Origin of the sequence: Mesorhizobium sp. M5C.F.Ca.ET.164.01.1.1, assembly GCF_004792125.1 — a bacterium.
GTDB classification, from domain to species: domain Bacteria; phylum Pseudomonadota; class Alphaproteobacteria; order Rhizobiales; family Rhizobiaceae; genus Mesorhizobium; species Mesorhizobium wenxiniae.
In genome coordinates this window covers 374,099-398,123 of the sequence record NZ_SRTG01000001.1, presented here as the reverse complement: position 1 = coordinate 398,123, position 24,025 = coordinate 374,099, and the positions used below count along the sequence as shown (strand labels likewise).

Sequence of the window (24,025 nt, the reverse complement as noted above, 5' to 3'; positions counted from 1 at the left end):
CATGGCGGCCGAACACCAGATCAATGCCGGTTTCATACCGCTCTTTGACAGCGCGGTTCTTGTCGCAGCGCGCGAGATCGGCTTTGCCGCGCGCGAAGGCGTCGACCTGACGCTCAGTCGCGAGACATCCTGGGCCAACATCCGCGACCGCATCGCGATCGGGCATTTCGATCTGGCGCATATGCTGGGGCCGATGCCGATCGCCTGCAATCTGGGGCTCACGCCACTCGCCTCCGATACGATCGTGCCGTTCTCGCTGGGACTGGGCGGCAATTGCGTAACGGTTTCGAACGTGGTCTGGGCGGGCATGGCCGCGCACGGCGCCTTGCCCGACCTCGATCCGGCGCGAGCCGGCAAGGCCTTGGGAGCGCTAATCCGTGAACGGGCAAATGCCGGTCGCGACCCGCTGCGCTTTGCGGTCGTGCATCCGCACTCCGGACACAATTACGAACTGCGCTACTGGCTCGCGGCCTGCGGCATCGATCCGTCGCGCGAAATAGAAATCGTCATCGTGCCGCCGCCCTTCATGGCCGACGCACTCGCCGCCGGCAGGATCGACGGCTACTGCGCCGGCGAACCCTGGAACAGCGTCTCGGTTGTCGCCGGCACCGGCCATATCGCCACGGTCAAGGCCGCTATCTGGAAGACCAGCCCCGAAAAAGTCGTCGGCGTGCGCAAGGCCTGGGCCGAAAAACACCCCGAAGCCCTTTCAGCCCTGCTGCGCGCGCTCCATCACGCGGCGCGCTGGTGCCAGAATCCGGCAAACCGCGGCGAACTGGCCGCGCTGATGGCGCAGCCTTCCTTCCTCGGAGTTTCGCCGGCGTTGCAGATGCCGATTCTGACCGGACATCTTGCGCTAGGCGGCGCGGAACTGAGCGTCGAGGACTTCTTTCTGACTTTCGGCAAGGCGGCGAATTTCCCCTGGAAGAGCCATGCGCTGTGGTTCTACACGCAGATGGTCCGTTGGGGGCAGATCAAGCACAGCGCTGCCCACATGGCGCTCGCGCGCGACACCTACCGGCCCGACCTCTATCGCGCAGCGCTGAAGCCGCTCGGCGTCGCCCTGCCTGGAGCCAATGCCAAGGTCGAGGGGGCCCTGACCGCTGCCACGCCGGTCGGCTCGGCCGGCGCCAGCCTCGTCCTTGGTCCGGATGGTTTCTTCGACGGCCGCATCTTCGATCCCGACAGGATCGACGACTATCTCGCTATCCGCGACTGGGCGATGCCGACGAGTTGAGCATTCCTTGCGCACTATCGTGCACTGCACAATTTTTGTGCTACTGCACAATGATCGTGACTGCCGTATGAGCATCGACAATCCGGCGCTCCAGCCTTTACGCCCGCGCGCTCGATTGTTTTTATTGCTTAATCCACCGCTTCTTCCAGCTGGCACGGTTCCTGCGTAGTAATCCATAGGCCTTCACGGCCACGGAATACGGCGTCCAATGGCGGGCGCCACAGGCAAAGCTGCCGCTCAGGTCACACGCGATCCGGATCAACGGACGCAGCGGCCTGGCCGGCGGCTTTTTTTGTTTTGGTCGAACACGCAATCGACGGCGCAGATCCCAAGCCGCGCCCAACCGGAGATGACGATGACGAAACGCATCAAAACCCAATCCGCCCTCAAGGGTGTAACGCGCCGCGATTTCCTGATGATGAGCGCGGCCACCGCGGCAACGCTGGCGGCGGCACGCGCGCTGCTGCCGTCCGGCGCCTATGCGGCGACGGCAGCGCCGGAAGTCACCGGCGCCAAGCTAGGCTTCATCGCGCTGACCGATGCAGCGCCGCTGATGATCGCCAAGGAGAAGGGCCTGTTCGAAAAATTCGGCATGCCCGATGTCGAGGTGCTCAAGCAGGCCTCCTGGGGCGCGACACGCGACAACCTGATGCTCGGCGGCGAAGCCAACGGCATCGACGGCGCCCATATCCTGACGCCCATGCCTTACCTGATGCATACCGGCAAGGTGACGCAGAACAACCAGCCGATGCCGATGGCGATCGTGGCGCGGCTCAACTACGACTGCCAGGCGATTTCCGTCGCGCAGGAATATGCCGGCACCGGCGTCGGCCTCGATGCCTCCAAGCTGAAGGACGCCTTCGCGGCCAAGAAGGCCGAGGGCAAAGAGGTGAAGGCCGCCATGACCTTCCCGGGCGGCACTCATGATCTCTGGTTGCGCTACTGGCTGGCTGCCGGCGGCATCGATCCCGACAAGGATGTCTCGACCATCGTCGTGCCGCCGCCGCAAATGGTCGCCAACATGAAGGTTGGCAATATGGACGTGTTCTGCGTCGGCGAGCCGTGGAACGAGCAACTCGTCCATCAGGGTGTCGGCTTCACCGCCACCACGACAGGCGAACTCTGGAAAGGCCATCCGGAAAAGGCGCTCGGCCTGCGCGCCGCCTTCATTGACAAGAACCCGAACGCCACCAAGGCGATCCTGATGGCCGTCATGGAAGCCCAGCAATGGTGCGAAGCCATGGAAAACAAGGACGAGATGGCGGCCATCATCGGCAAGCGGCAATGGATGAACGTGCCGACCGCCGACATCATCGGTCGCCTCAAGGGCGACATCAACTACGGCAATGACCGCGTCGCCACCGGCACCGACCTCTACATGAAGTTCTGGAAGGGCGGCGTGTCCTATCCATTCAAGAGCCACGACAGCTGGTTCCTCGCCGAAAACATCCGCTGGGGCAAATTCGCGGCGACCACCGACATCAGGGCGCTGGTCGATCAAGTCAACCGCGAAGATCTGTGGCGCGAGGCGGCCAAGGACCTCGGCGTCGCTGCGGCCGACATCCCGGCGTCTTCATCGCGCGGCGTCGAGACCTTCTTCGACGGCAAGATCTTCGATCCGGCCAATCCGTCCGCCTATCTCGACAGCCTGAAGATCAAGGCATCGGCCTGACGTCGCTGGCAAGCGGCGCCAGTGGCGCCGCTGTCACTCCAATGCTCAAGGAGCTTTTTGCGAAAATGTCTATCCAAGCCATCGAGGACGCCAAGGTGAAGGCGTTCCCCACGCCTGCCAAGCCCGCAGAGGTCATAGCTTTCACCGCCAAGGTGAGGCGCCGCTTCTATCCCGCCGCGATCGCCGGCAAGCTGGCAAGCACGCTGGTGCCGCCGGCAGTCGTCATCGTCGTCATGCTCGTCATCTGGCAGATCGCCTGCTCGTCGCCCAACGCCAGCTTGCCGCCACCCAGCCAGGTATGGAACGAGGCCTACGATCTGATCGCCCATCCCTTCTTCGATTATGGTCCGCAGGATATCGGACTCGCCTGGCGGGTGCTGATCTCGCTCCAGCGCGTCGCCATCGGCTTCGGCCTGGCTGCAATCGTCGGCGTTGCGCTCGGCGCGCTGGTCGGCCAGTCGATCTGGGCGATGCGCGGCCTCGACCCTGTGTTCCAGATCCTGCGCACCGTGCCGCCGCTCGCCTGGCTGCCGCTGTCGCTGGCCGCCTTCCGCGATTCCAGCCCATCGGCGATCTTCGTCATCTTCATCACCTCGATCTGGCCTGTGATCATCAACACCGCCGTCGGCGTCCGCAACATTCCAGAGGATTATCGCAACGTCTCCCGCATCCTCAGGCTCAACCAGCTCGAGTTCTTCGTGAAGATCATGGTGCCGGCCGCGGCGCCTTACATCTTCACCGGCCTGCGCATCGGCATCGGTCTGTCCTGGCTTGCCATCGTCGCCGCCGAAATGCTGACAGGCGGCGTCGGAATCGGCTTCTTCATCTGGGATGCCTGGAACTCGTCGCGGCTGCCCGACATCATCGTTGCGCTCGCCTATATCGGCATCACCGGCTTTTGCCTCGATCGCCTTGTCGCGGCGGTCGGCGCCTTCGTCACCCGCGGCACAACGGCAAAGTGAGGAGAGGGCAATGACGGCCTATCTGAAACTCGACCATATCGACAAATCCTTCACCCGCGGCGGCCAGGTCAGCGAGGTGCTGAATGACATCCGGCTGACCATCGACAAGGGCGAATTCGTCTCGATCATCGGCCATTCCGGCTGCGGCAAGTCGACCTTGCTCAACCTGATCGCCGGGCTGACGAATGTGTCCGCCGGGGCGGTCCTGCTCGAAGACAAGGAGGTCGACAGCCCCGGTCCTGAACGCGCCGTGGTGTTCCAGAACCACAGCCTGCTGCCATGGCTCACCGTCTACGAAAACATCAACCTGGCAGTATCTAAGGTCTTCGGCCGCACCAGGAGCCGGGCCGAACGGCACGACTGGATCATGCGCAATCTCGACCTCGTGCAGATGGCGCATGCCAGGGACAAGCGGCCCGCCGAAATATCGGGCGGCATGAAGCAGCGCGTCGGCATCGCCCGCGCGTTGGCCATGGAGCCGAAGATCCTGCTGCTCGACGAACCCTTCGGTGCGCTCGACGCGCTGACGCGCGCCCATCTGCAGGACGCGGTGATGGATATCCATTCGAGGCTTGGCTCGACGACGATCATGATCACGCACGATGTCGACGAGGCGGTGCTGTTGTCCGACCGCATTGTCATGATGACCAACGGCCCGGCGGCAACCATCGGCGAGGTGCTTCCCGTGCCGCTGGCCCGGCCGCGCCGCCGCGTCGAGCTTTCCTCCGACCGGACGTTCCTGCGCTGCCGCGAGGCGGTGCTGAAGTTCCTCTACGAACGCCACCGCTTCGTTGAAGCCGCGGAGTAGCTCAATGACCGAAAAACTCGTCATCATCGGCAACGGCATGGCGCCCGGGCGGATGCTGGAGCATCTGTTCGAACAGGCACCCGGTCGCTACCAGGTCACCATCTTCAACGCCGAGCCGCGGGTCAATTACGACCGCATCATGCTGTCGCCGGTGCTGTCCGGCGAGAAGGCCTTTGAGGAAATCATCATCCATGGCGACGGCTGGTACATCGCCAACGGCATCACCCTCTACAAGGGCCACAAGATCGTCGCCATCGACCGGACGGCGAAGACCGTCACTTCCGACCACGGCGTCACCGAGCCCTATGACAAGCTCGTCATCGCCACCGGTTCGGTGCCGTTCATCATTCCGGTGCCCGGCCATGACTTACCGGGCGTGCTCACCTATCGCGATCTCGACGACGTTCAGGCCATGCTGCTCGCCGCCCAGTCAGGGGCCAAGGCCGTGGTCATCGGCGGCGGCCTGCTCGGGCTGGAGGCGGCAGCGGGCTTGAACTCGCAAGGCATGGACGTCACCGTGCTGCATGTGATGCCGACGCTGATGGAGCGCCAGCTCGACCCGGCGGCCGGCTATCTGCTGCAGCGCGCCGTCGAGCAACGCGGTATCAAGGTCGTCACCAAGGCCAACACTCAGGCGATCACAGGCAAGGGCAAGGTCGAGCAGGTGGAGCTTGCCGACGGCACCATCATCCCGGCGACGCTGGTCGTCATGGCGGTGGGCATCAGGCCGAATGCAGCGCTGGCGAAAGAAGCCGGCATTGCCGTCAATCGCGGTATCGTCGTCGACGCCGGCATGCGCAGCAACGATCCCAACATCTACGCACTCGGCGAATGCGCCGAGGTCAGCGGCCAGGTCTATGGGCTGGTAGCACCCCTCTACGAGATGGCGCGCGTCGCGGCCAGCCAGCTTGCCGGCAACGAGGCGGCGGCTTTCGTCCATATGGACACGCCGACCAAGCTCAAGGTCACCGGTATCGAGCTTTTCTCGCTCGGCGACTTCGCCGAGGGCGAGGACCGCCAGGAGATTGTGCTGCGCGATGCCGCCGCCGGAATCTACAAGCGGCTGGTGCTTAGGGATGACCGCATCATCGGCACCGTTCTCTACGGCGAGACGGCGGACGGCGCGTGGTTTAACGACCTCAAGAAGAAGCAGACCGACATATCGCAAATGCGCGACACGCTTATCTTCGGCCAGTCCTACCAGGGAGGTGCCTCCCTGGACCCTATGGCGGCCGTTGCAGCCTTGCCGGATGATGCGGAAATCTGCGGCTGCAACGGCGTTTGCAAAGGAAAAATCACCGGTGCGATCACGGCCAAGGGCCTGACGTCGCTAGACGACGTGCGTGCCCACACCAAGGCGTCCGCGTCCTGCGGCTCCTGCACCGGGCTGGTCGAAAAGCTGATGGTGCTGACCATCGGCGACAAATACAATCCGGCGGCGGTGCAACCGATGTGCGGCTGCACCACGCTCGGCCATGACGAGGTCCGCCGGCTGATCAAGGCCAAGAGCCTGAAGAACATTCCCGCCGTCATGCAGGAACTGGAATGGACCACCTCCTGCGGCTGCGCCAAATGCCGGCCGGCGCTCAATTACTATCTCGTCTGCGACTGGCCGGACGAGTATGCCGACGACTACCAGTCGCGCTTCATCAACGAGCGCGCTCACGCCAACATCCAGAAGGACGGCACCTATTCTGTGGTGCCGCGCATGTGGGGTGGCGTCACCAATGCCACCGAACTGCGCGCCATCGCCGACGTCGTCGACAAGTTCGAGATCCCGATGGTCAAGGTTACCGGCGGACAGCGCATTGACATGCTCGGCATCCGCAAGGAAGACCTGCCGGCGGTGTGGGCCGATCTCGGCCAGGCCGGCTTCGTCTCCGGCCACGCCTATGCCAAGGGACTGCGCACGGTGAAGACCTGCGTTGGTTCGGACTGGTGCCGCTTCGGCACCCAGGATTCGACGGGGTTCGGCGTCCGCATCGAGAAATTCATGTGGGGTTCGTGGACGCCCGCCAAGGTCAAGATGGCGGTCTCGGGCTGTCCCAGGAACTGTGCGGAAGCAACCTGCAAGGATGTCGGCGTGATCTGCGTCGATTCTGGTTACGAGATCCATTTCGCCGGTGCTGCCGGCCTCGACATCAAGGGCACAGAGGTGCTCGGCCTGGTCAAGACCGAGGACGAAGCGCTCGAGCATATCGTGGCGCTGACGCAAATGTATCGCGAACAGGGCCGCTATCTCGAGCGCATCTACAAATGGGCCAAGCGCATCGGCATCGCCGAGATCAAGCGCCAGATCATGGACGATGGCGAGAAGCGCAGGGCCTATTTCGACCGCTTCGTCTTTTCGCAGAAATTCGCGCAGGTCGACCCGTGGTCGGAACGCGTCTCCGGCAAGGACAAGCACGAATTTCGGCCGATGGCTTCGGTCGGTTTCGCGCAGGCGGCGGAGTGACCGTGATGAACTGGGTATCAATCGGCTCGATATCGGACATTCCGCGCCGCGGCGCGCGCTGCGTCGCCACGCCGCAAGGCAAGATCGCCGTCTTCCGCACCGCGGAGGACCAGGTCTTCGCCATCGAGGACCATTGTCCGCACAAGGGCGGGCCGCTCTCGCAGGGCATCGTCCACGGCGCGGCGGTGACCTGTCCCCTGCACAATTGGGTGATCTCGCTGGAGACCGGCAATGCGCTCGGCGCCGATGAAGGTGCGGTGCGCACCGTTCCGGTGCGGATCGAGGGCGAGCGTCTGTTCATTGCGCTGGAAGCGCTGGCCAGCCGCGCGGCCTGAGCATGAAGATCGACGAAGCGCGCGAGGTGAGGACCACCTGCCCCTATTGCGGGGTGGGTTGCGGCGTGCTGGCGAAGGTCGCCGCGGATGGCGAAATAACCGTTCGCGGCGACCCAGACCATCCGGCAAATTTCGGCCGGCTCTGTTCCAAGGGCTCGGCGCTGGCGGAGACGATCGATCTCGATGGCCGGCTGCTCTATCCGGAGATCCACGGTCGCCGCACCGGCTGGGACGAGGCGCTCGACCTCGTCGCCTCGACTTTCTCGCAAACCATTGCCGAGCACGGCCCCGACGCGGTCGCCTTCTACGTTTCCGGCCAGTTGCTGACCGAGGACTATTATGTCGCCAACAAGCTGATGAAAGGCTTCATCGGCTCGGCCAATATCGACACCAATTCGCGCCTGTGCATGGCTTCGTCGGTTGCCGGCCATCGCCGCGCCTTCGGCTCCGACACGGTGCCGGGCAGCTATGAGGATCTGGAGCTTGCCGATCTGATCGTGCTGGTCGGCTCCAATCTCGGCTGGTGCCACCCGGTGCTCTACCAGCGCATTGCCGCGGCCCGGGAAAAACGGCCCGAGATGAAGGTGGTGCTGATCGATCCGCGCCGCACGATGACCGCCGATATCGCCGACATGCATCTGGCGATCGCGGCCGATGGCGACGTCGCGCTGTTCACCGGCCTGCTCGCCTATCTTGGCAAAAATGACGCTCTGGACCGCGCCTATATCGCTGCACATACCACGGGCTTCGAAGGCGCGATTGCCGCCGCCTCGGCGCTCGACCTTTCCGGCATCGCCGCTGCCACGGGCCTCGGCGAGGACGAGCTTGTCCGCTTCTACAGCCTGTTTACCGCGACGGCGAAAACGGTGACCGTCTATAGCCAGGGCGTGAACCAGTCGTGCTCGGGCACCGACAAGGTCAACACCATCATCAACTGCCATCTCGCCACCGGCCGCATCGGCAAGCCCGGCACCGGGCCGTTTTCGGTGACCGGCCAGCCCAACGCCATGGGCGGCCGTGAAGTCGGCGGCTTGGCCAACATGCTGGCGGCCCATATGGAGATCGAAAACCCCGAACACCGCGGCCGCGTGCAGCGCTTCTGGAGCGCGCCGGCCATCGCCAAAAAACCCGGCCTAAAGGCGGTCGAGATGTTCCAGGCGGTGGCCGACGGGCGTATCCGGGCGCTGTGGATCATGGCGACCAACCCGGTCGATTCTATGCCGGATGCCGATGCCGTCGAGGCGGCGATCAAGGCCTGCCCTTTTGTCGTGGTGTCGGACGTGCTGGCCATGACCGACACGGTCCGCCACGCCCATGTCCGGCTGCCCGCCGCCGCATGGGGCGAGAAGGACGGCAGCGTAACCAATTCGGAGCGCCGCATCTCTCGCCAGCGGGCTTTTTTGGCCACGCCCGGCGAGGCAAGAGCCGACTGGTGGATCATCGCCGAAGTGGCCAAGCTGATGGGTTTTGGTGAAGCGTTTTCGCATGCGTCGGCGGCCGATATCTTCGCCGAGCACGCCGCGGTGTCGGCATTCGAGAATGACGGCGCGCGCGATTTTGATATAGGCGCGTACGCCGGTGTTGACGCGGAGACCTATGAGGAGTTGGCGCCATTCCAATGGCCAGCACCGGCCTCACCCTCCCCCTCGAGGGGAGGGTCGGCGCGCGCGTTGAGCGAAGCGAAACAAGCGGGACGGGGTGGGGTCGGTGGAGCCTCTCCGACCCCACCCCGGCTCTCTCGCCTTGCTGCGCAAAGCTCGCTCGCCGACCCTCCCCTCAAGGGGGAGGGTATCCGCTTCTTCGCCAATGGCGGCTACTACACGCCCGACCGCAAGGCGCGTTTCATCGCCATCCACCCGACTGCACACATCCGCACCAGCCCGGACTATCCGCTGATCCTCAATACCGGGCGGGTTCGCGACCATTGGCACACCATGACGCGGACCGCCAAGAGCCAGCGGCTGTCGCAGCACATGGCCGAGCCCTTCGCCGAAATCCATCCGCTGGATGCGCAGCACTTCGCCATCGGCGATGCCAGCATCGTGCGCGTCTCGACTGTGCACGGCGAGGTGCTGGTTCGCGCGCTGGTGACAGCGCGGCAGCGCCCGGGATCAGTCTTCGTGCCGATGCACTGGACGGACCAGTTCTCAGCGCGTGCTCGCGTCGATGCGCTGGTGGCACCCATCACCGATGCGATTTCAGGCCAGCCGGCCTCGAAGAATATTGCCGCCCGCGTGGAACGCTTTGCTGCCGCCGCCTTCGGCTTCGCCGTGCTTGCCGAACGGCCGGGCTCGATCGACGCCGACTATTGGAGCCTCGCCCGTTGCGCCGCCGGCTGGCGCCTTGAGCTTGCACTGGAAGCTGGCCGGGATTGGCCGGTTTTCGCAGCTTCGCTTTTTGGCGCGGGCGCGCAAGGCGAGACGCTCGCCTATCATGATGTCGCCGGCGGGCACCATCGCTTTGCCCGCTTCGCCGGCAGCCGGCTGGCTGGCGCGCTCTATCTTGCGCCCAAGCCGGTCGCGGTGTCGCGCAGCTGGGCGGTGGAGCAGTTGAGTGCGGACCATGCCGATCGGCGCGGGCGGCTGGCGATCGTAGCCGGGCGGCCGGGCGGCAATACCGTCGATCGTGGCGCCGTCGTCTGCTCCTGTTTCGGGGTCGGCGCCAATCAGATCGCGGAGGCGGTACGCGGCGGCTGCACCAGCGTCGAGGCGATCGGCGCCACCCTGCATGCCGGCACCAACTGCGGCTCCTGCCGCGCCGAGATCAGGACCATCATTGAGGCGCGACGCCTTCAAGCGGCGGAGTGAGGGCGTCGAGAAACTCTGTCGCGCCGGGCCTCGACGCTTACCAGCAATTTACAAACCATGGGCTACCAACGTCCTTATTCGATTCGTTCCGAACAGGACCCTTATGAGCAAAGCCCTCACTTCATTCGCATTGGTCGCCATATTGACGGCTTTGCTGATGGCGCTCAGCCTGGCAGTGGCCAGGCATGGCTATCCCTATGGTGCGATCGGCGCAAAACGCCTGGACGACGTCGCCGATGCCGGAACGTTTATCCCGCTTGCATCAGTCTACTTCTTCAGCGCGCTGCTCATGATGATCCTGCCGATCAGAGCCGCCAGCTTCGTCCTGACGAACGCTGCGGATGCGATCTTCTGGACAGTCATCGTGTTGTTCGCGGCCATCATTGGCTGTCTCGCTGCCAGGTGGGCTTTCGATCGGGGCAACATCTTGCCGGCGCTGCTGAACTGGCGCTTCCTGTTTGTCGCAGCAGTCGTCGGATGCCATCTTTTCATGAACGAGTTGCGCCGCAATATCCTGCTGAGAAGCCTGTTCTTCGTCATCTTCGCCGCTGCGACACTGGCCTCTCTGTTCTGGTCGTTCGCCATCTGAGAAACCGATGCAGGCGCTGGCTTGCGGCTCAGTTCTTGTCGACTGGCTTCGAACGCATCCGCGAAACGGTCTCGCGTTCGGCCCGCTTCGAACGCATCGGCGGCAGGCCGCGGTCGATCAGGTCCATGTCCTCCAGCACCATGTCGCCCATGCGCCTGAAGGCGATGTCGAGCGCGCCGGCCCGGTGGGCCGAGCGCAGGAAGCCGGGCAGCGTGCGCACGGGATGATCCTGCGCCAGCGGCTCTTCCGGAAACACGTCACTGGCGGCGACGATATGACCGCTGCGAACGGCCCCCATCAACGCCGGAAAATCGACCACACCGGCACGGCTGAGCAGGATGAACGCGGCTCCAGTGCGCATTCTGGCAAAGGCGTCAGCGCCGAGAAACCCTTGGTTTTCGCTGGTCACTGAAGCGACGACGAAGACGAAATCGCTGGTCGACAGAACCGTGTCGAGCGTAGCCGGCTCGACGCCGTTCTCGATGAGGATCGACGGTGGCAGCCACGGATCGAATACCCTGGTCCGCGTGCGAAAGCCTAACAGCAGCCGGTTGAGCGCACGGCCGAGATCGCCAAAGCCGATGATGCCGACATCAGCACCGGACAGAAGCCGCGCCTTCCGGTTGCCGTCGCCGCCCCACAGCTCCTTGCCCTCACGAAACGCGAGGTCAGCGTCGACGATGTCCCGGGCGAGGTTGAGCGCCATGGCGAGGCCGAGCTCGGCCACCGGCTCGGCAAAGACCAGGCCGGTGGTAACAACATGGATGCCGCGCGAAAAAAGCGTCTCATACGGCATGTTGTTGATGAGGTTGCTCTCGACATTGAAGACGCAGCGCAGTGTTCGCATCTTGTCGAGCGTCTCCGGCGCGATCGGCGGCTGGCCGACGATGTAGCGCGCCTCGGCGAGCACGTCGGCCGGCAGGGCCGCGACGCCTTCTGGCGACGATTCGACGATACGATACTTGGCGCGGAATCTCGCCAGTGCCTCGGGCGTGAAAATCAGGTCGAGCGTGCGCGGCTCGGGCGCGCTGATCACCAGCGGCAACACGCTGTCGGACATGGCGGCTCCTCCCGGTGCGATCCGCGTCGCACAACACTAGAATCAGCTTTTATCGCCTCGACACCTAGCACATGCCTGTCGAGCAAGAGAACTTTGCCACCGGCGGCCTTGCGGTGTGGCGGCCGGTGGTCCAGATAGACGGCAATCGAAGGACGACAAGGAAGACAGCGACATGATCCCGTTTCGAAAGAACCTCATCGGTGGCGAGTGGGTGGGCGATGCCGGCTCCCGCAACATCAACCCGTCCAATCTCGACGACGTGGTCGGCGAATATGCGTCGGGGGACGCCGAGCAGGCGCGGCAGGCCATCGCGGCGGCGAAAGCGGCATTTCCGGATTGGTCCCGATCGGGCCTGCTGGCACGCCATGCGGTGCTGAGGAAGGCGTCGGACGAGATCACCGCGCGTAAAGATGAAATCGGCCGGGCGTTGGCGCGCGAAGAAGGCAAGACGCTGGTCGAGGGCATTGGCGAGACCGTGCGGGCCGCCCAGATCTTCGATTTCTTTGCTGGTGAGACGCTGCGCCTGTCCGGCGAGCTGGTTCCAAGCGTGCGGCCCGGCGTCGGTGTCGAAATCACGCGGGAGGCGGTCGGCGTCGTCGGCATTATCACGCCGTGGAATTTCCCGATCGCCATTCCGGCGTGGAAAATCGCTCCTGCCCTGGCCTACGGCAACACCATCGTCTTCAAACCGGCCGAGTTGGTTCCGGAGAGCGCCTGGACCATTGTCGACATCCTGCACCGCGCCGGCCTGCCGAAGGGCGTGCTCAATCTCGTCATGGGCAAGGGTTCGGTGGTCGGTCAGGCCATGCTCGACAGCCCGGACCTCAATGCCATCACCTTCACCGGCTCGGTCGGCACCGGCAAGCGCGTAGCTGCCGCCAGCGTAGAGCACATGCGCAAGTTCCAGCTCGAAATGGGCGGCAAGAACCCGCTTGTCGTGCTCGACGATGCAGATCTTGCGGTCGCCGTCGACTGCGCAATCAATGGCGCATACTTCTCGACCGGCCAGCGCTGCACGGCATCGTCCCGCCTGGTGGTGACGGACGGCATCCATGACCGCTTCGTCGACGCGATGAAAGATCGCCTGGGCAAGCTGGCCGTCGGCGACGCTCTCGATGCCAAAACCCAGATCGGACCGGTGGTCGACCAGAGCCAGTTGAAACAGGATGAAGACTATATCGCCATCGGCCGCCAGGAAGGCGCCGATCTGGCCTTCGGTGGCGAGCGGCTCGATCGCGAAACCCGCGGCTTCTACCTGCAACCGGCGCTGTTTACGCAAGCCACCAACGCCATGCGCATCTCGCGCGAGGAGATCTTCGGGCCCGTGGCCAACGTCATCCGCGTCAAGAACTATGACGAGGCGCTGGCGGTGGCCAACGACACGCCGTTCGGGCTGACGTCGGGCATCTGCACGTCGAGCCTCAAGCACGCCACGCATTTCAAGCGCAACTCGGAGACCGGCATGGTGATGGTCAATCTGCCGACGGCGGGCGTCGATTTCCATGTGCCTTTCGGCGGCCGCAAGGGATCGAGCTACGGCCCGCGCGAGCAGGGCCGCTACGCGGCGGAGTTCTACACTACGGTGAAGACTGCCTACACGTTCGGCGGCTAATCATATCGGTGACTTGCCCGTCCAAATGAAATCGAACATGCGAGCAGGCCAATGATTTCCTTCCCAGCAAGCGCGAGTTGCTGGGAAGGGCGAACGTCTTCGCGCCCGACACGACAGGGACAGCTGGCGATAGCCGTCATTCCGCACGGTCCTTGGGAGGGCTCGCCGGCTGCGATAGCCAGCCGCCGCTGAACCCGGCCTTGCACAGGCCGCGACGGATATGCAGGCTCGACCGCATCAGGTCCCAGATCAGGCGCGAGCGGTGGTTTTCGATCATCAGCACGACGATACCCTGGTCCAGTCCGTAATGCGCATCCGATATCCAGCCGCTCGGCCCGAACTTCCGCCGGTTCGCCAGCGTCGGGTTGAAACCGCTCGGCACCCTGAAACTGTCGACCACCTCAGGGTGGCGTTCTCTGAGGTGGCGCAGCGCCGGCAGGCAGATTTCCGGCGCGAAGGGCAGCGATGCGAGATACGACCACGGCGCTATCGTTCCGTCGTCGGGGCCGAACGGTGCGCCGCGCGCCGCGTAGCCGGAAAATTTGCGCGGTCGGCGCTCGATCTTCGCGCGGAAGTTGCCGGGTCCGTCACCCGCCGAAAGGCCCCAGAGTCCTTCGCCGTAGCCGTCGTACCCCGAGGGGTTGTGCCGCGCATAATCCCGATGAAGGTAGGTCGCGCGGCGGCTGTTTTCGAAATAGTCCGAGTTCTTCTCCCGCATGAACGCATCCCGGATGCCGTCGAAGTCGATCCAGGCATGCGAGAACTGGTGCATGAACAGCGGACCGCCGTAGAGCACGTCGTAGCCGTAGATGTTTTCCCATCGATATGTCGCCGTCCAGCCGGCATAACTGTCGTCCGAGGCTGGCTTGTCCGGGGAGGCCATTGCCAGAACGTAGAGCATGGTCGCTTCGTTGTAGCCTTCCCAGCCATAACGCAGAAAGCCGCTCTTCGGCTTCCAGCCCTGTCGCAAGGTCGAATTGCTGCCTTGCGCCCATCGCCAGTCGACACGCCGATAGAGGACTTCCGCCAGTTCGCGGATTTCGGTTTCTTCGTCATTGTCGCCCGTGAAATAGGCGCCAGCCACGAGCACGCCAGCCATCAAAAGCGCAGTGTCAACCATCGACAATTCGCATCGCCAGGTGCGCAGGCCGGTCCGGATGTCGAGGAAATGATAATAGAAACCCTTGTGGCCGGTGACGTCGTCACCATTGCCTTGCCGGCTGTTCCAGAAGAAGCGCAGTGTGGCGAGCGTCAGCTTTACGGCTGCATCTCGAGTCATCCAGCCACGCTCGACCCCGACCGGATAGCAGGACAGGGCGAAGCCGACGACCGCGATGCTTGCCGGCCAATTTGGCCGCGAGGTGTCGGCAACCAGCCCGTTCTCCGGATTCACGGTTTCCAGAAAATAGCCGAAGGCCGCGCACTGGAAGCGGTCGAGCAGGTCTTCGTCGGACAGCCGAGGTTCGACCCTAAGCAAGCGACGGGAACTCCAGTCTGGCGGCCTTGGCGGTAGATCGCCAGACTTGCTTCAATAGGTGGCCCGGCCGCCGGAAACGTCGAAAACGGCGGCCGTCGTGAAGGAGCATTCCTCGGAAGCGATCCACGAGATCAGCGCCGCCACCTCCTCGACCTCGCCAAACCGCGCCATCGGTATCTTCGACAGCATGAAATCGATGTGCTGCTGGCTCATCTGCTGGAAAATCGCGGTGCGCACCGCCGCCGGCGTGACGCAGTTCACCGTCACCTTGGTCTTGGCCAGTTCCTTGCCCAGAGACTTGGTCAGGCCGATCACCGCCGCCTTGGAGGTGCTGTAGGCAGAGGCATTCGGGTTTCCCTCCTTGCCGGCGATCGAAGCGATGTTGACGATCCTGCCGTAATTGCGCTCGAGCATGTGCGGAACAAGCGCCTTGTTGCAGAAGAAGACGCCGTTGATGTTGATGTCGATAACCCGGCGCCAATCCTCCACCGAATAGGCCCAGGTCGTCATGTTCGGTCCGGTGATGGCCGCACTGGTGACCAGGATATCGACCGCACCAAGGGCATCGATCGTCTGCCGGCCGGCCTGTTCGACCGCCACGGGATCGGCGACGTCGACAGTCACGCCATGCAAATCGGCAATGACAGCCTTGGCCTGCTCGATGTGGGTGGGGTCGCGATCCCAGACGCAAACGCGCCCGCCTTCCTCGACTATTCTTTGCGCAACAGCCAGACCGATGCCCGAGGCGCCGCCGGTGATCACGGCCGAACGCCCGGCAAACCGTCCCGCGAAACTCATCGGCATGTGTCTTCCTCCAATCGGCGGCGAATGTGAAGTCAACCGCAGAGAAGTTCAAGTCGGGATTGGCTCCTCCCAACAGGTTCATACTTGGCCCGAGGCGGTAGGAAAAGTCCCGGCAGGGCTAGAGCGTCGGGCTAGCTGGAGTTACGCCGCGCGCACCGGGTTCAGACGTTCTTGATCGATATCCAATGGTTCAGCCGCTCCGCGATCAGTTCCACTCGTCGCTGGTTGTCGCGCCCGTCCAGGATGCTCAAGTCCTCCGGCTCGGCGCGCAGATAGACACCGGAGGTGCGGGCGTTCAGTTTTGGCTGTGTGTCGGCTCGCGTGGTGAAGTATCCGGACGCGCGATCGGCGGACTCAAGCCGGATCTCTCCTGTCCCGTACAACTGCGACGCGTTCGCGTCCAAGGGCCGTTCTCCATTCCAAAAGTAGAAGATGCCGGCAGGCTCCTTTCTCTCCTTTACCGCTTCGCTCCAGTATCTCGCGGACAGACTGCCATTCTCTTGCCATGAGCGGCCGGCTAGCTCCAGCGCACCATAGCGGTCTCGCGAGATACGCAGGAGGCTCACGGCGGAAGGCTCCTTCACGGTCCGCTCCGACAGGGAAAACTGCCACCAAAGACCCTCTATTCGGGCGGCGCGGCCCTCATTTTCGATCGCTTTTCGCAGCTTTTGGTTGACCGCTCTCATCTCGGCGGCGGTTGTCGCTTCGCCGTACCTCACGGACGTCAGGCCGAGGAGATCGCTTGGAAGCTTGGAGCCGTTGGCATGGAGGATAAACGTTCGGCGCATTCCGAGGACACCGCCGAAAAGGCCGGCTTCGAAGACCACATTGTCTCGCGGAGAAGCTTGAGCGGATACAGGGGCAGGTGATGCCGGCAGGCTTGCACTCGTCCAGTCGTCCTGGGCGAACACAAAAGCAGCAAAGTCGACTTCACGCGTAAGCTCAAGGAGGCGCTCCAGTGTGGTTGTCCCGGGATTGAAGGATGTCGTCCAGGGTTCCACATACGCGATGTCTTCAAGACCGCGTGTCAGCGCCTGCAGCAGTTTTTTCTGCTTCCCCGACGAGCCCAGGAAGATTCGAGGTTTGTCCATCCGTTTGCTCCAGCCCAGCAGACCGGGACCACCAGCGTCTGCCAATTATCCCTGCGGCCATCGTCTGGTTGTCCCCGCCATAGCGTACGCGGAGGGCCTCATTCATTGCAACGGATGCAAGGAATGCCGGCTGCTATTTTTCGGTCCGGTGCTGAAAGAACTGCGAAAACAGTTCCGCGCGGTGGTGATGGCCGAGCTTCTCATGAATCCGGCGGCGATGGCTCTTGACCGTGATGCCGAGGCGCTCACAATCTTTGGAGCCAGAAGCCGGCCTGGATGCTCGGTTCTTGCCACACGGCCTGTCGTGGCCTTTTACCGCCTTCCCGTGGCGTCCTTGTGGCTGTTTTTGCCTCATTTGGGTGACAGGCTGCAGGGGATGGGTTATATTGCACTGCACAATGGAAGCGTTCGCGCCTGGCGCGGCGGCGAATCGGCATTGAACTGCATGGACGGGAATTCGCTACCGAGATGAAGATACCAAAATCTCTGTTGGTCGACCCGGAGAAGAGCACGGTCTATGGCACATTTGCTGTTGCCATCTCCATTTGGGCGTTCTCCTACTCCTCCGTTTTCGGCCAGATCCTGATCCTGGCCTATTATGCGGTCTGGCTTCCCCTAATCATGGTAGATTACCGGCGGCTGTTGCGACATGCCTCCAGCGCGTGGCTGCCTCTGGCGTTTGCAATCTACGTCTGCCTCTCGGTGTTCTGGTCGGATGCTCCCGGCATCACGTTGAGGACGGCGATCCAGTATTGCTCCCATATCACCTGCGCCTACATCGCCGCGCGCACCGTCAGCGTTCGGACGTTGACAATAGGCTCACTGATCGGGATCTTTCTCGTCCTGCTCTACTCGCTTATGGTCGGGGGTTATTCCTATGATGGCCTCGACGGGACGTATAATTTCGTCGGCGCATTCAGCTCCAAGAACCAGATCGGCTTTGTCGCCTCCCTTGGCATCTATTTTTGCGTTGTCTTGCTGACCTTTCTCAGGCGCGGCCGGATCAGCCTTTTCTTGACGGCGCCCGTCCTCGTCCTGTCGGCCTATCTGCTGGTCATTTCGCATTCAGCCACCTCGATGGCTTCGATACCGGCGGTTCTCGCTCTGGTCGCTCTGCTTGCCATGGCGAAGAAGCTTTCGCTCCGCTACCGACGAGTGATTTTCCTGGTCGGCGCATGCGGGCTGGTCGCGGTCACCGCGGTTGCCTTTGCGGGGCTTCTGGATTTCGTCCTTGGCGTCTTCGGAAAAGATTCCACGCTCACCGGACGGACCTATCTCTGGGAGCAGGGCTGGGGTGCGGCGCAGCAAGCGCCGATCCTCGGCGTCGGCTACGCGGGCTATTGGGTGCAGGGTTTCGCCGAGGCCGAACGGCTTTGGAACGAATTCTACATCACGACCCGAAGCGGCTTCCACTTCCACAACACCTATGTCGAAGCGCTCGTCGAGCTTGGCTATGTCGGGGCGACGCTGATTTCGCTGATCATCGTGCGCACGCTGTGGGGCCACATATCGGCGTTGATATTCAGGACGTGGCAGGCCGAATCTGTGATTCTTGCCGGCGTGATGGTGCTTCTGTTCATCCGGTCCTTCGTCGAGGTCGAGACCCTCAACCCCTACATCATGGGCTCCTTCCTCCTGTATTACAGCTACTTCAAACTGGTGAAGGTGCCTGTCGCCCGTCCTCGGTGGACGGCGGCGAGCCTCGCGGAACCAGAAACCGCAAAGGGCTAAGAAAAGCGCAGAATGTCACCTTGATTTCGTTCGTTAAAATTACCGTCAAAAACGAATGTAATCTTGGGGCGCCACAATTTCGCGAATTATTCGGGCGGGATTTCCTGCAACCAGGCTTCGCGGGGGTGCACTTTTGGTGACCACAGAGCCGGCTCCAATTACGCTATGATCCCCGATTTCGACCCCAGGCAGGATTATTGAATTTCGGCCTATCCAAACATTATCCCCAATCAGGACAGCTTTCGCTTTAACACCGGCACCCTCTTCGACCTCATGATAGTTTGAGTCTTGGATTACAACCGAATCGCCAATAAGGCATCCTTTTCCGATGCTTACTGCGACAGATGCGTCGATCGTAACTCCGCTGTTAATAAAAGATCTAGAGCCAATTGACAGACTTGCGTTCCGGCGTGCATGAAACCAGGACCGTGACCCAAGCCCTCGAAACGAAACGCGAGAGCCAAATCTAAAATTGCCTTTTCCTGCTATATGAGGCGAGACACCAAGTACCGAAACTCGATCGCGTATTTCGATACCCCTCACCGCCCAAATGAATGTAATTATTGCGCCTTTAATATACCTTCTAGCACGATAGATATTCACCACGCTTCCCCCACCGATTGGCACTTCTCGCCGAGAAGCGTGCATCTATGCGGACGGCCTCGGCACGACGCTCCCTTTGAGCGTCAGCTGACGATGGGGTATTCGATCGCTCGAGTTCTATTGGCTAGCCATTGGCGCCAGCTTCACCTTGATCACGTCCCCGGGCAGCACGGGCGTGTCTTCACTGGCGGCAATTTCGCTGGTCTTGCCGTCGACCACCCGAACCAGGGCAAAGGACATCGTTGGCTCTTCGCCGTCGCGATAGCGTTGTAACGCCGGGTTCCCCGACATGGCTTCGGCCATCAGGCCGGTTTGCATGTTCATCTTGAGCATCGTCGCACTGAGATCGGCTTCTACCTGTTGCCGGTCGGCGGCGAGGCTCGCATTCTGAGTGTTTTCCAGGTCGATGGCATCCTGATTGGCCTTGCTGATCGACTGCTTGGCGGTAAGGATGGCCGTGTCGTAATCCAGGATCTGGCCTTCCAGGTCGGCGATCGTTTGTTGCGAAGTCAGAACCCGCGTGTTGACGACAAGGCCTTTCTGCGCCAGCGAGCCGATGCCGCTGAGCTGTTCCTTTGCCAGGTCGACCTGCCGCTGCTGGTTGACGATCTTTTTCTGCAGCGAATCGATCTCGCTCTGCAGTAGCTTCTTCAAATCGTCGAGCGCCTGAAGGCGCAGTTTAAGCTTCTTTTGATCAGCCGTCAGGATCGCCATCTCGTCCGCAACGACGCTTGCCACCTTCGGATCGTTGGCCACCTCCTTCGGCACGTCGAATGTCGGCTCGTCCGCCATCTCCGCTTCAATGCGCGCGCGCCTGACGATCAGCCGGACCCGTTGGTCTTCGAGAACGTCAAAATCGCCCTTGGCATTGATCATGTCGCGATCGTACCGCTGTCCTTCGGGGGCCCGCCGGACACCGCCGGCGATGCTCATCGCCCTCAGGACGGTCAGACCAGGCACGTAGGGATACTGGCCAGGCGTCTGGACCTCCCCGGAAATGTAGAATGGCCTGTACTCCGCCATTTCGACGGAGGCTTCCGGTCGGTCCGCCAGGGCGAGCTTGCGCTGGAGCGCCTGGCCGATCGCTGCCGCGATCTCGGATGTGGTCTTGCCGGATGCCGGCATTTCGCCGACGAACGGCACGGACAATGTTCCGGCCGGGCCGACTGTGTACTCTCCGTTGACGGCCGTCCAGTCGCGGAACGTGCCTTCAACGGTCTGCCATTCGGCCACGCGGATGGTCAGCTTGTCCTGCGATCCAAGGCGATACTCATCGGCGGCGGCGAGTTGGGGAATGGTGAGCGCCAGCGCGAGGCAAGTGGTCATAAGCCGCATCCGCCGCATGCGATTGCTAACAATGCCGGCGCAGGAGATTTCGAAGATATCTGTTTTCAACTGTACGTTTTCCGATCCGCTTTAGCCCCGCCCGATCAAACTTGCTGCAGAATTCTTGGCGTCTGGACAGTCACTCTTCCACACAGAACCGGCTCCCGGCCGGTCAGTAGCAGCCCCGCGACATCCAGACGGCAGGCACAGTCTTGATGATGATGCGAATGTCCTCGACCAGCGACCAGTTCTCGACATAGTGGCGATCGAATGCGACGCGGCTGTCATAGGAAACGTCATTGCGGCCGCTGACCTGCCAGAGTCCGGTCAGTCCGGGGCGCGATTTCAAGTAATAAACGGCCGAACTGCCATAAATTTCGAGCTCGTCTCGCACCACGGGGCGAGGACCGACAAGGCTCATGTCACCCTGAAGGATGTTGATGATCTGCGGCAGTTCATCGAGGCTGAGCTTCCTCAGCACGGCCCCGACGCGCGTGACGCGCGGATCGTTCTTGAGCTTGCGGGTGGCTACCCATTCGGCGTTGGCTTCCGGGTTGGCGGCAAGATATGCCGCCAGCACCCGTTCGCCATCCTGAACCATGGTGCGAAATTTGAGGCACGGGAAAATCCGTCCTCCCCGACCGATCCGGCTGTGACCGTAGAAAATCGGCCCGCCGTCGGACAACTTGACAAGCAGCGCGACCATCACAAACAGCGGACTGAGAGCACAAACAGCGGACTGAGAGCAACCAGGCCAATCAGTGAACCGGCGATATCGAAGCTGCGTTTGAGCAGGCCGCCGATCGGTGGAAAGTCGATACCGGCCTGCGAAAAATTCGCGTCGGCCGGCTTGGCTACGTCCCTCATGCGTAAACTCCATACGTTGAACGGATGGTTACCGCACGATATCAAAAAAATGCTGCATCGCAACACACAATTTCTTGAGCGCCTGAAATAATCACGTCATGACTTGACTAAATAATAAACCGATCCTGCACAATTTTTTGCCTTTATGGCGAGTTCGTGACAAATTTTGGGCAACCTTGAAAAATCTAGTGCCTTTTTGAGGCTGATTTGGGGCGTATCGCTCTTTGTGCCGCGTCCTTGAGCATTGTCGTGCTGTAGTTTTGTAAATTATAGAGCGATTTCAAAGTAAAGTACTGATTAATATTGTAGCTCTTACTGAATTGAGTCCATACCGAGTGATTGGTCGCGATGCCGATGTGTGCAATGCAACATGGCCGAGTCGATCCCGCGAACTTATCCAAAATAATTTGCGGTTGGCCTTGCCCGCTATTGCACACCTTAATAGAGTTGCAAATTGTTTCTGTCAGAGTATGGACAGCGTGGGAAGGCCGGAAGCAACTGGCCAAAGAAAGCGAGTGGCCTCAACAAGCTCGCATGGGGAAGGGGAGGCTCGGGGTGGGTCGATCATCGATTTTTGCCCGAGCACGTTGACGGGCTGTCGGGTATGTCGCTACCAAAATTCATTGTCGGCATGATTTTCGCCCTGGCGATCGTGGTCGCCTGGTCTTATCTCGACGGCGCTTCGCTAGGCACAACGCTTTTTCGCGCTATAGCCTGTGCCATTGTCATCCAGTTGGGCTACTTTCTGCTGGTTTTCGTCATGGTGGTCAGAAATTCCCCGACGTCGGCTGATAAGATTCGTGATGCCGAACGAACGCTGAGTTCGACCGAAGTGGCCGACGGCGAGAAGTTCAGTGCCAGGAGAAGCCTGCGCTAACCTGACGACAGAAAGCGTCGGCCGGATTGCTGGCGGACCGCTCGCCCGACAGCATGCTGGGCAACGGGCTTCCGGATTTTCCTTCAGCCTCGGATCCTCTGACTCAGCTCTAATTTTGCCCAAACTCTGTCGATCGACCTGGTGATCAGCAATTCGAGTGCGCTGACGGTCCATCCATGATGAGCAGGGACGGTTTGCGAAGCAGTCCGTCTATCGCGGGCATTTCACCGCCCTATCGATTTGCGCCATTACGACACCGTCAGGAAAGACTGGACGGCGCGAATGATTTTGACGATGCTTTGCTTCGCAATTGCAGCATAAGCGCCGGCTGGCGCTTCTTTTCAAACAGCCGGACAGTCAGTGAGAACGAGGGCTGCATTGGACATCAAACCGGGGGCGGCGAGAAATTCGGAGCTATCTGTGCAGTCGAGAGGCGAATTGATGACAGAACCCCAGGTCTGCGTGATCATCGCCGCCCGCAACGCGGCGCGGACAATTCCGGTTGCCATCGCATCGGCATTGCGCGAGCCGGAGGTGGCCGAAGTCGTCGTCGTCGATGACGCCTCCACTGACGATACCGCGAAAGTCGCTCGGGGGGCCGACGATGGCAGCGGCAGGCTTTCCGTCATCCGGTTCGACGTCAACGGTGGTCCTTCCTTCGCCCGCAACGCCGCGATCGCCAGCTCCAAATCGCCGTTCATCAGCATTCTGGACGCCGACGATTTTTTTCTCGAGGGCAGATTTCGCGAGTTGTTCGCCAGCGCCGATTGGGATTTCGCTGCGGACAACATCATGATGATCAGGGACGATGCGGCGACCGACGTCTCGAAAATCACCGCTCCGCGGTTTTCGGCCGATCCGGAATTTCTCGATTTCGAGCGTTTCATCGAAGGCAACATCTCCAGTCGCCGTGTGCAGAGAGGTGAGTTGGGTTTCCTCAAACCGGTGATCAGCCGCGCTTTTCTTGACCGACATGGACTGCGCTATGACGAAAACCTGCGGCTGGGCGAAGACTATGAACTCTACGCGCGCGCGGTTGCTTGCGGGGCGCGCTTCAAAGTCATCAGGTCCTGCGGCTATGGCGCGATCGTTCGCGCGGACTCGCTGAGCGGCCAGCACAAGACGCAGGACCTCAAGCGTCTGGCCGACGCGGATCTGGCGCTGCTGACGATCGATAGTTTGCCGGAAGGCTCTAAGGCCGTGCTCAGAAGGCACGAACGGCAGGTACGCGACAAATATCGGTTGCGAAACTTCCTCGACGTGAAGAACGAGCAGGGGCTGACATCGGCTGCGGCCTACGCCCTGGCCAGCCAATCCAACCTCATTCCCATTCTTCGCGGCGTGGCCGCCGACAAGCTGGATGCGCTGTTTCGCCGCGCCGGCTTTGCCTCGAAGCAGCCTGTGCCGCCGCTGCGCTTTCTCATGGCCGCAACAAGCCCGGTCGGCGAGCCTTGATCTGGTCCGCAACCGGCGCCTTGCCGATCATGTCAACAGGTCCTTACCCTGCTTCAAAGTGATGCGAGTTGCCGATTCGCCGCACTAGGTGGTTGCCTACTCGCTTTGGGGATGGCATGTATGTTGCGGTGCAGCAATTTTGATTGGCTATTTGAAACGGCCCGAAAATGTCCCCCTGTCAGAGGAGCTGGACGATGCGACAAGACTTTTTTGTCCCGGACGGGCACAGGGATAGCCTTAGGCCGGCTATGACAGGA

At 61.8% G+C, this 24,025-nt stretch carries 18 protein-coding genes and 1 pseudogene; 13 read left to right on the top strand and 6 right to left on the bottom strand.

Going from position 1 to position 24,025, the window contains the following annotated elements; genetic code table 11:
• Position 1 precedes the first annotated feature (1 nt).
• The 8 genes from EN807_RS01840 to EN807_RS01805 all read left to right on the top strand — a co-directional run bounded on the left by EN807_RS01840 (position 2) and on the right by EN807_RS01805 (position 10,865).
• Positions 2–1,237 carry a CmpA/NrtA family ABC transporter substrate-binding protein gene (locus tag EN807_RS01840; RefSeq protein ID WP_189522320.1) on the top strand — a complete coding sequence of 412 codons (1,236 nt, stop codon included), beginning with the start codon at positions 2–4 and terminating at the stop codon, positions 1,235–1,237.
• Between the two features lie 355 nt (positions 1,238–1,592).
• Entirely contained in the window at positions 1,593–2,909 is a 1,317-nt protein-coding gene (locus EN807_RS01835; protein WP_135933663.1) for a CmpA/NrtA family ABC transporter substrate-binding protein, read from the top strand.
• A 65-nt stretch (positions 2,910–2,974) separates the two neighbouring features.
• Positions 2,975–3,871 carry a nitrate ABC transporter permease gene (ntrB, locus tag EN807_RS01830; protein WP_135933662.1) on the top strand — a complete coding sequence of 299 codons (897 nt, stop codon included), beginning with the start codon at positions 2,975–2,977 and terminating at the stop codon, positions 3,869–3,871.
• Positions 3,872–3,881: 10 nt separating this feature from the next.
• Positions 3,882–4,679: an ABC transporter ATP-binding protein gene (locus EN807_RS01825; RefSeq protein WP_135933661.1), complete on the top strand. Its 798-nt coding sequence runs from the start codon at positions 3,882–3,884 to the stop codon at positions 4,677–4,679.
• 4 nt (positions 4,680–4,683) lie between these two features.
• Positions 4,684–7,134 (top strand): nitrite reductase large subunit NirB, encoded by a 2,451-nt coding sequence (gene nirB / locus EN807_RS01820; protein WP_135933660.1) that lies wholly within the window; start codon positions 4,684–4,686, stop codon positions 7,132–7,134.
• A 5-nt stretch (positions 7,135–7,139) separates the two neighbouring features.
• On the top strand, positions 7,140–7,469 hold the full coding sequence (gene nirD / locus EN807_RS01815; protein WP_135933659.1) for a nitrite reductase small subunit NirD: 330 nt from the start codon (positions 7,140–7,142) through the stop codon (positions 7,467–7,469).
• A 2-nt stretch (positions 7,470–7,471) separates the two neighbouring features.
• Entirely contained in the window at positions 7,472–10,276 is a 2,805-nt protein-coding gene (locus tag EN807_RS01810; RefSeq protein WP_135933658.1) for a nitrate reductase, read from the top strand.
• 103 nt (positions 10,277–10,379) lie between these two features.
• Positions 10,380–10,865 carry a hypothetical protein gene (locus tag EN807_RS01805; RefSeq protein WP_135933657.1) on the top strand — a complete coding sequence of 162 codons (486 nt, stop codon included), beginning with the start codon at positions 10,380–10,382 and terminating at the stop codon, positions 10,863–10,865.
• Between the two features lie 28 nt (positions 10,866–10,893).
• On the opposite strand, the gene EN807_RS01800 is transcribed toward EN807_RS01805, so the two are convergent.
• Positions 10,894–11,925 carry a hydroxyacid dehydrogenase gene (locus EN807_RS01800; protein ID WP_135933656.1) on the bottom strand — a complete coding sequence of 344 codons (1,032 nt, stop codon included), beginning with the start codon at positions 11,923–11,925 and terminating at the stop codon, positions 10,894–10,896.
• A gap of 175 nt (positions 11,926–12,100) precedes the next feature.
• Here EN807_RS01800 and EN807_RS01795 point away from each other — a divergent pair, with 175 nt between their 5' ends.
• Positions 12,101–13,537 (top strand): aldehyde dehydrogenase family protein, encoded by a 1,437-nt coding sequence (locus EN807_RS01795; protein ID WP_189522439.1) that lies wholly within the window; start codon positions 12,101–12,103, stop codon positions 13,535–13,537.
• 136 nt (positions 13,538–13,673) lie between these two features.
• Here EN807_RS01795 and EN807_RS01790 read toward each other — a convergent pair whose 3' ends face one another.
• The 3 genes from EN807_RS01790 to EN807_RS01780 all read right to left on the bottom strand — a co-directional run bounded on the left by EN807_RS01790 (position 13,674) and on the right by EN807_RS01780 (position 16,909).
• Positions 13,674–15,014 (bottom strand): glucoamylase family protein, encoded by a 1,341-nt coding sequence (locus tag EN807_RS01790; RefSeq protein ID WP_135933654.1) that lies wholly within the window; start codon positions 15,012–15,014, stop codon positions 13,674–13,676.
• A 51-nt stretch (positions 15,015–15,065) separates the two neighbouring features.
• Entirely contained in the window at positions 15,066–15,818 is a 753-nt protein-coding gene (locus tag EN807_RS01785) for an SDR family NAD(P)-dependent oxidoreductase (RefSeq protein WP_135933653.1), read from the bottom strand.
• A gap of 161 nt (positions 15,819–15,979) precedes the next feature.
• Positions 15,980–16,909, bottom strand: a complete 930-nt coding sequence (locus tag EN807_RS01780; protein ID WP_135933652.1) for a TIR domain-containing protein — start codon at positions 16,907–16,909, stop codon at positions 15,980–15,982.
• A 148-nt stretch (positions 16,910–17,057) separates the two neighbouring features.
• Here EN807_RS01780 and EN807_RS35380 point away from each other — a divergent pair, with 148 nt between their 5' ends.
• Positions 17,058–17,381, top strand: a complete 324-nt coding sequence (locus EN807_RS35380) for a hypothetical protein (protein WP_189522319.1) — start codon at positions 17,058–17,060, stop codon at positions 17,379–17,381.
• Positions 17,378–18,640 carry an O-antigen ligase gene (locus EN807_RS01770; protein WP_135933651.1) on the top strand — a complete coding sequence of 421 codons (1,263 nt, stop codon included), beginning with the start codon at positions 17,378–17,380 and terminating at the stop codon, positions 18,638–18,640. The genes EN807_RS35380 and EN807_RS01770 overlap by 4 nt, the downstream gene beginning before the upstream one ends.
• Before the next feature lie 720 nt (positions 18,641–19,360).
• Here the strand turns inward: EN807_RS01770 and EN807_RS01760 are convergent.
• Positions 19,361–20,569 (bottom strand): polysaccharide biosynthesis/export family protein, encoded by a 1,209-nt coding sequence (locus tag EN807_RS01760; protein WP_135933649.1) that lies wholly within the window; start codon positions 20,567–20,569, stop codon positions 19,361–19,363.
• A gap of 172 nt (positions 20,570–20,741) precedes the next feature.
• Positions 20,742–21,436, bottom strand: a pseudogene (locus EN807_RS01755) (sugar transferase).
• A gap of 454 nt (positions 21,437–21,890) precedes the next feature.
• Here EN807_RS01755 and EN807_RS36325 point away from each other — a divergent pair.
• Positions 21,891–22,313: a hypothetical protein gene (locus EN807_RS36325; protein WP_246683999.1), complete on the top strand. Its 423-nt coding sequence runs from the start codon at positions 21,891–21,893 to the stop codon at positions 22,311–22,313.
• 441 nt (positions 22,314–22,754) lie between these two features.
• Entirely contained in the window at positions 22,755–23,768 is a 1,014-nt protein-coding gene (locus EN807_RS01745) for a glycosyltransferase family A protein (RefSeq protein ID WP_135933648.1), read from the top strand.
• Positions 23,769–24,025 lie beyond the last annotated feature (257 nt).

Bases quoted from the DNA above. Each gene is read 5' to 3' on its own strand.
- EN807_RS01840 (WP_189522320.1), top strand. From the start codon at position 2: ATGGCGGCCGAACACCAGATCAATGCCGGTTTCATACCGCTCTTTGAC.
- EN807_RS01835 (WP_135933663.1), top strand. From the start codon at position 1,593: ATGACGAAACGCATCAAAACCCAATCCGCCCTCAAGGGTGTAACGCGC.
- ntrB (WP_135933662.1), top strand. From the start codon at position 2,975: ATGTCTATCCAAGCCATCGAGGACGCCAAGGTGAAGGCGTTCCCCACG.
- EN807_RS01825 (WP_135933661.1), top strand. From the start codon at position 3,882: ATGACGGCCTATCTGAAACTCGACCATATCGACAAATCCTTCACCCGC.
- nirB (WP_135933660.1), top strand. From the start codon at position 4,684: ATGACCGAAAAACTCGTCATCATCGGCAACGGCATGGCGCCCGGGCGG.
- nirD (WP_135933659.1), top strand. From the start codon at position 7,140: ATGAACTGGGTATCAATCGGCTCGATATCGGACATTCCGCGCCGCGGC.
- EN807_RS01810 (WP_135933658.1), top strand. From the start codon at position 7,472: ATGAAGATCGACGAAGCGCGCGAGGTGAGGACCACCTGCCCCTATTGC.
- EN807_RS01805 (WP_135933657.1), top strand. From the start codon at position 10,380: ATGAGCAAAGCCCTCACTTCATTCGCATTGGTCGCCATATTGACGGCT.
- EN807_RS01800 (WP_135933656.1), bottom strand. From the start codon at position 11,925: ATGTCCGACAGCGTGTTGCCGCTGGTGATCAGCGCGCCCGAGCCGCGC.
- EN807_RS01785 (WP_135933653.1), bottom strand. From the start codon at position 15,818: ATGCCGATGAGTTTCGCGGGACGGTTTGCCGGGCGTTCGGCCGTGATC.
- EN807_RS01780 (WP_135933652.1), bottom strand. From the start codon at position 16,909: ATGGACAAACCTCGAATCTTCCTGGGCTCGTCGGGGAAGCAGAAAAAA.
- EN807_RS01770 (WP_135933651.1), top strand. From the start codon at position 17,378: ATGAAGATACCAAAATCTCTGTTGGTCGACCCGGAGAAGAGCACGGTC.
- EN807_RS01760 (WP_135933649.1), bottom strand. From the start codon at position 20,569: ATGACCACTTGCCTCGCGCTGGCGCTCACCATTCCCCAACTCGCCGCC.
- EN807_RS01745 (WP_135933648.1), top strand. From the start codon at position 22,755: ATGACAGAACCCCAGGTCTGCGTGATCATCGCCGCCCGCAACGCGGCG.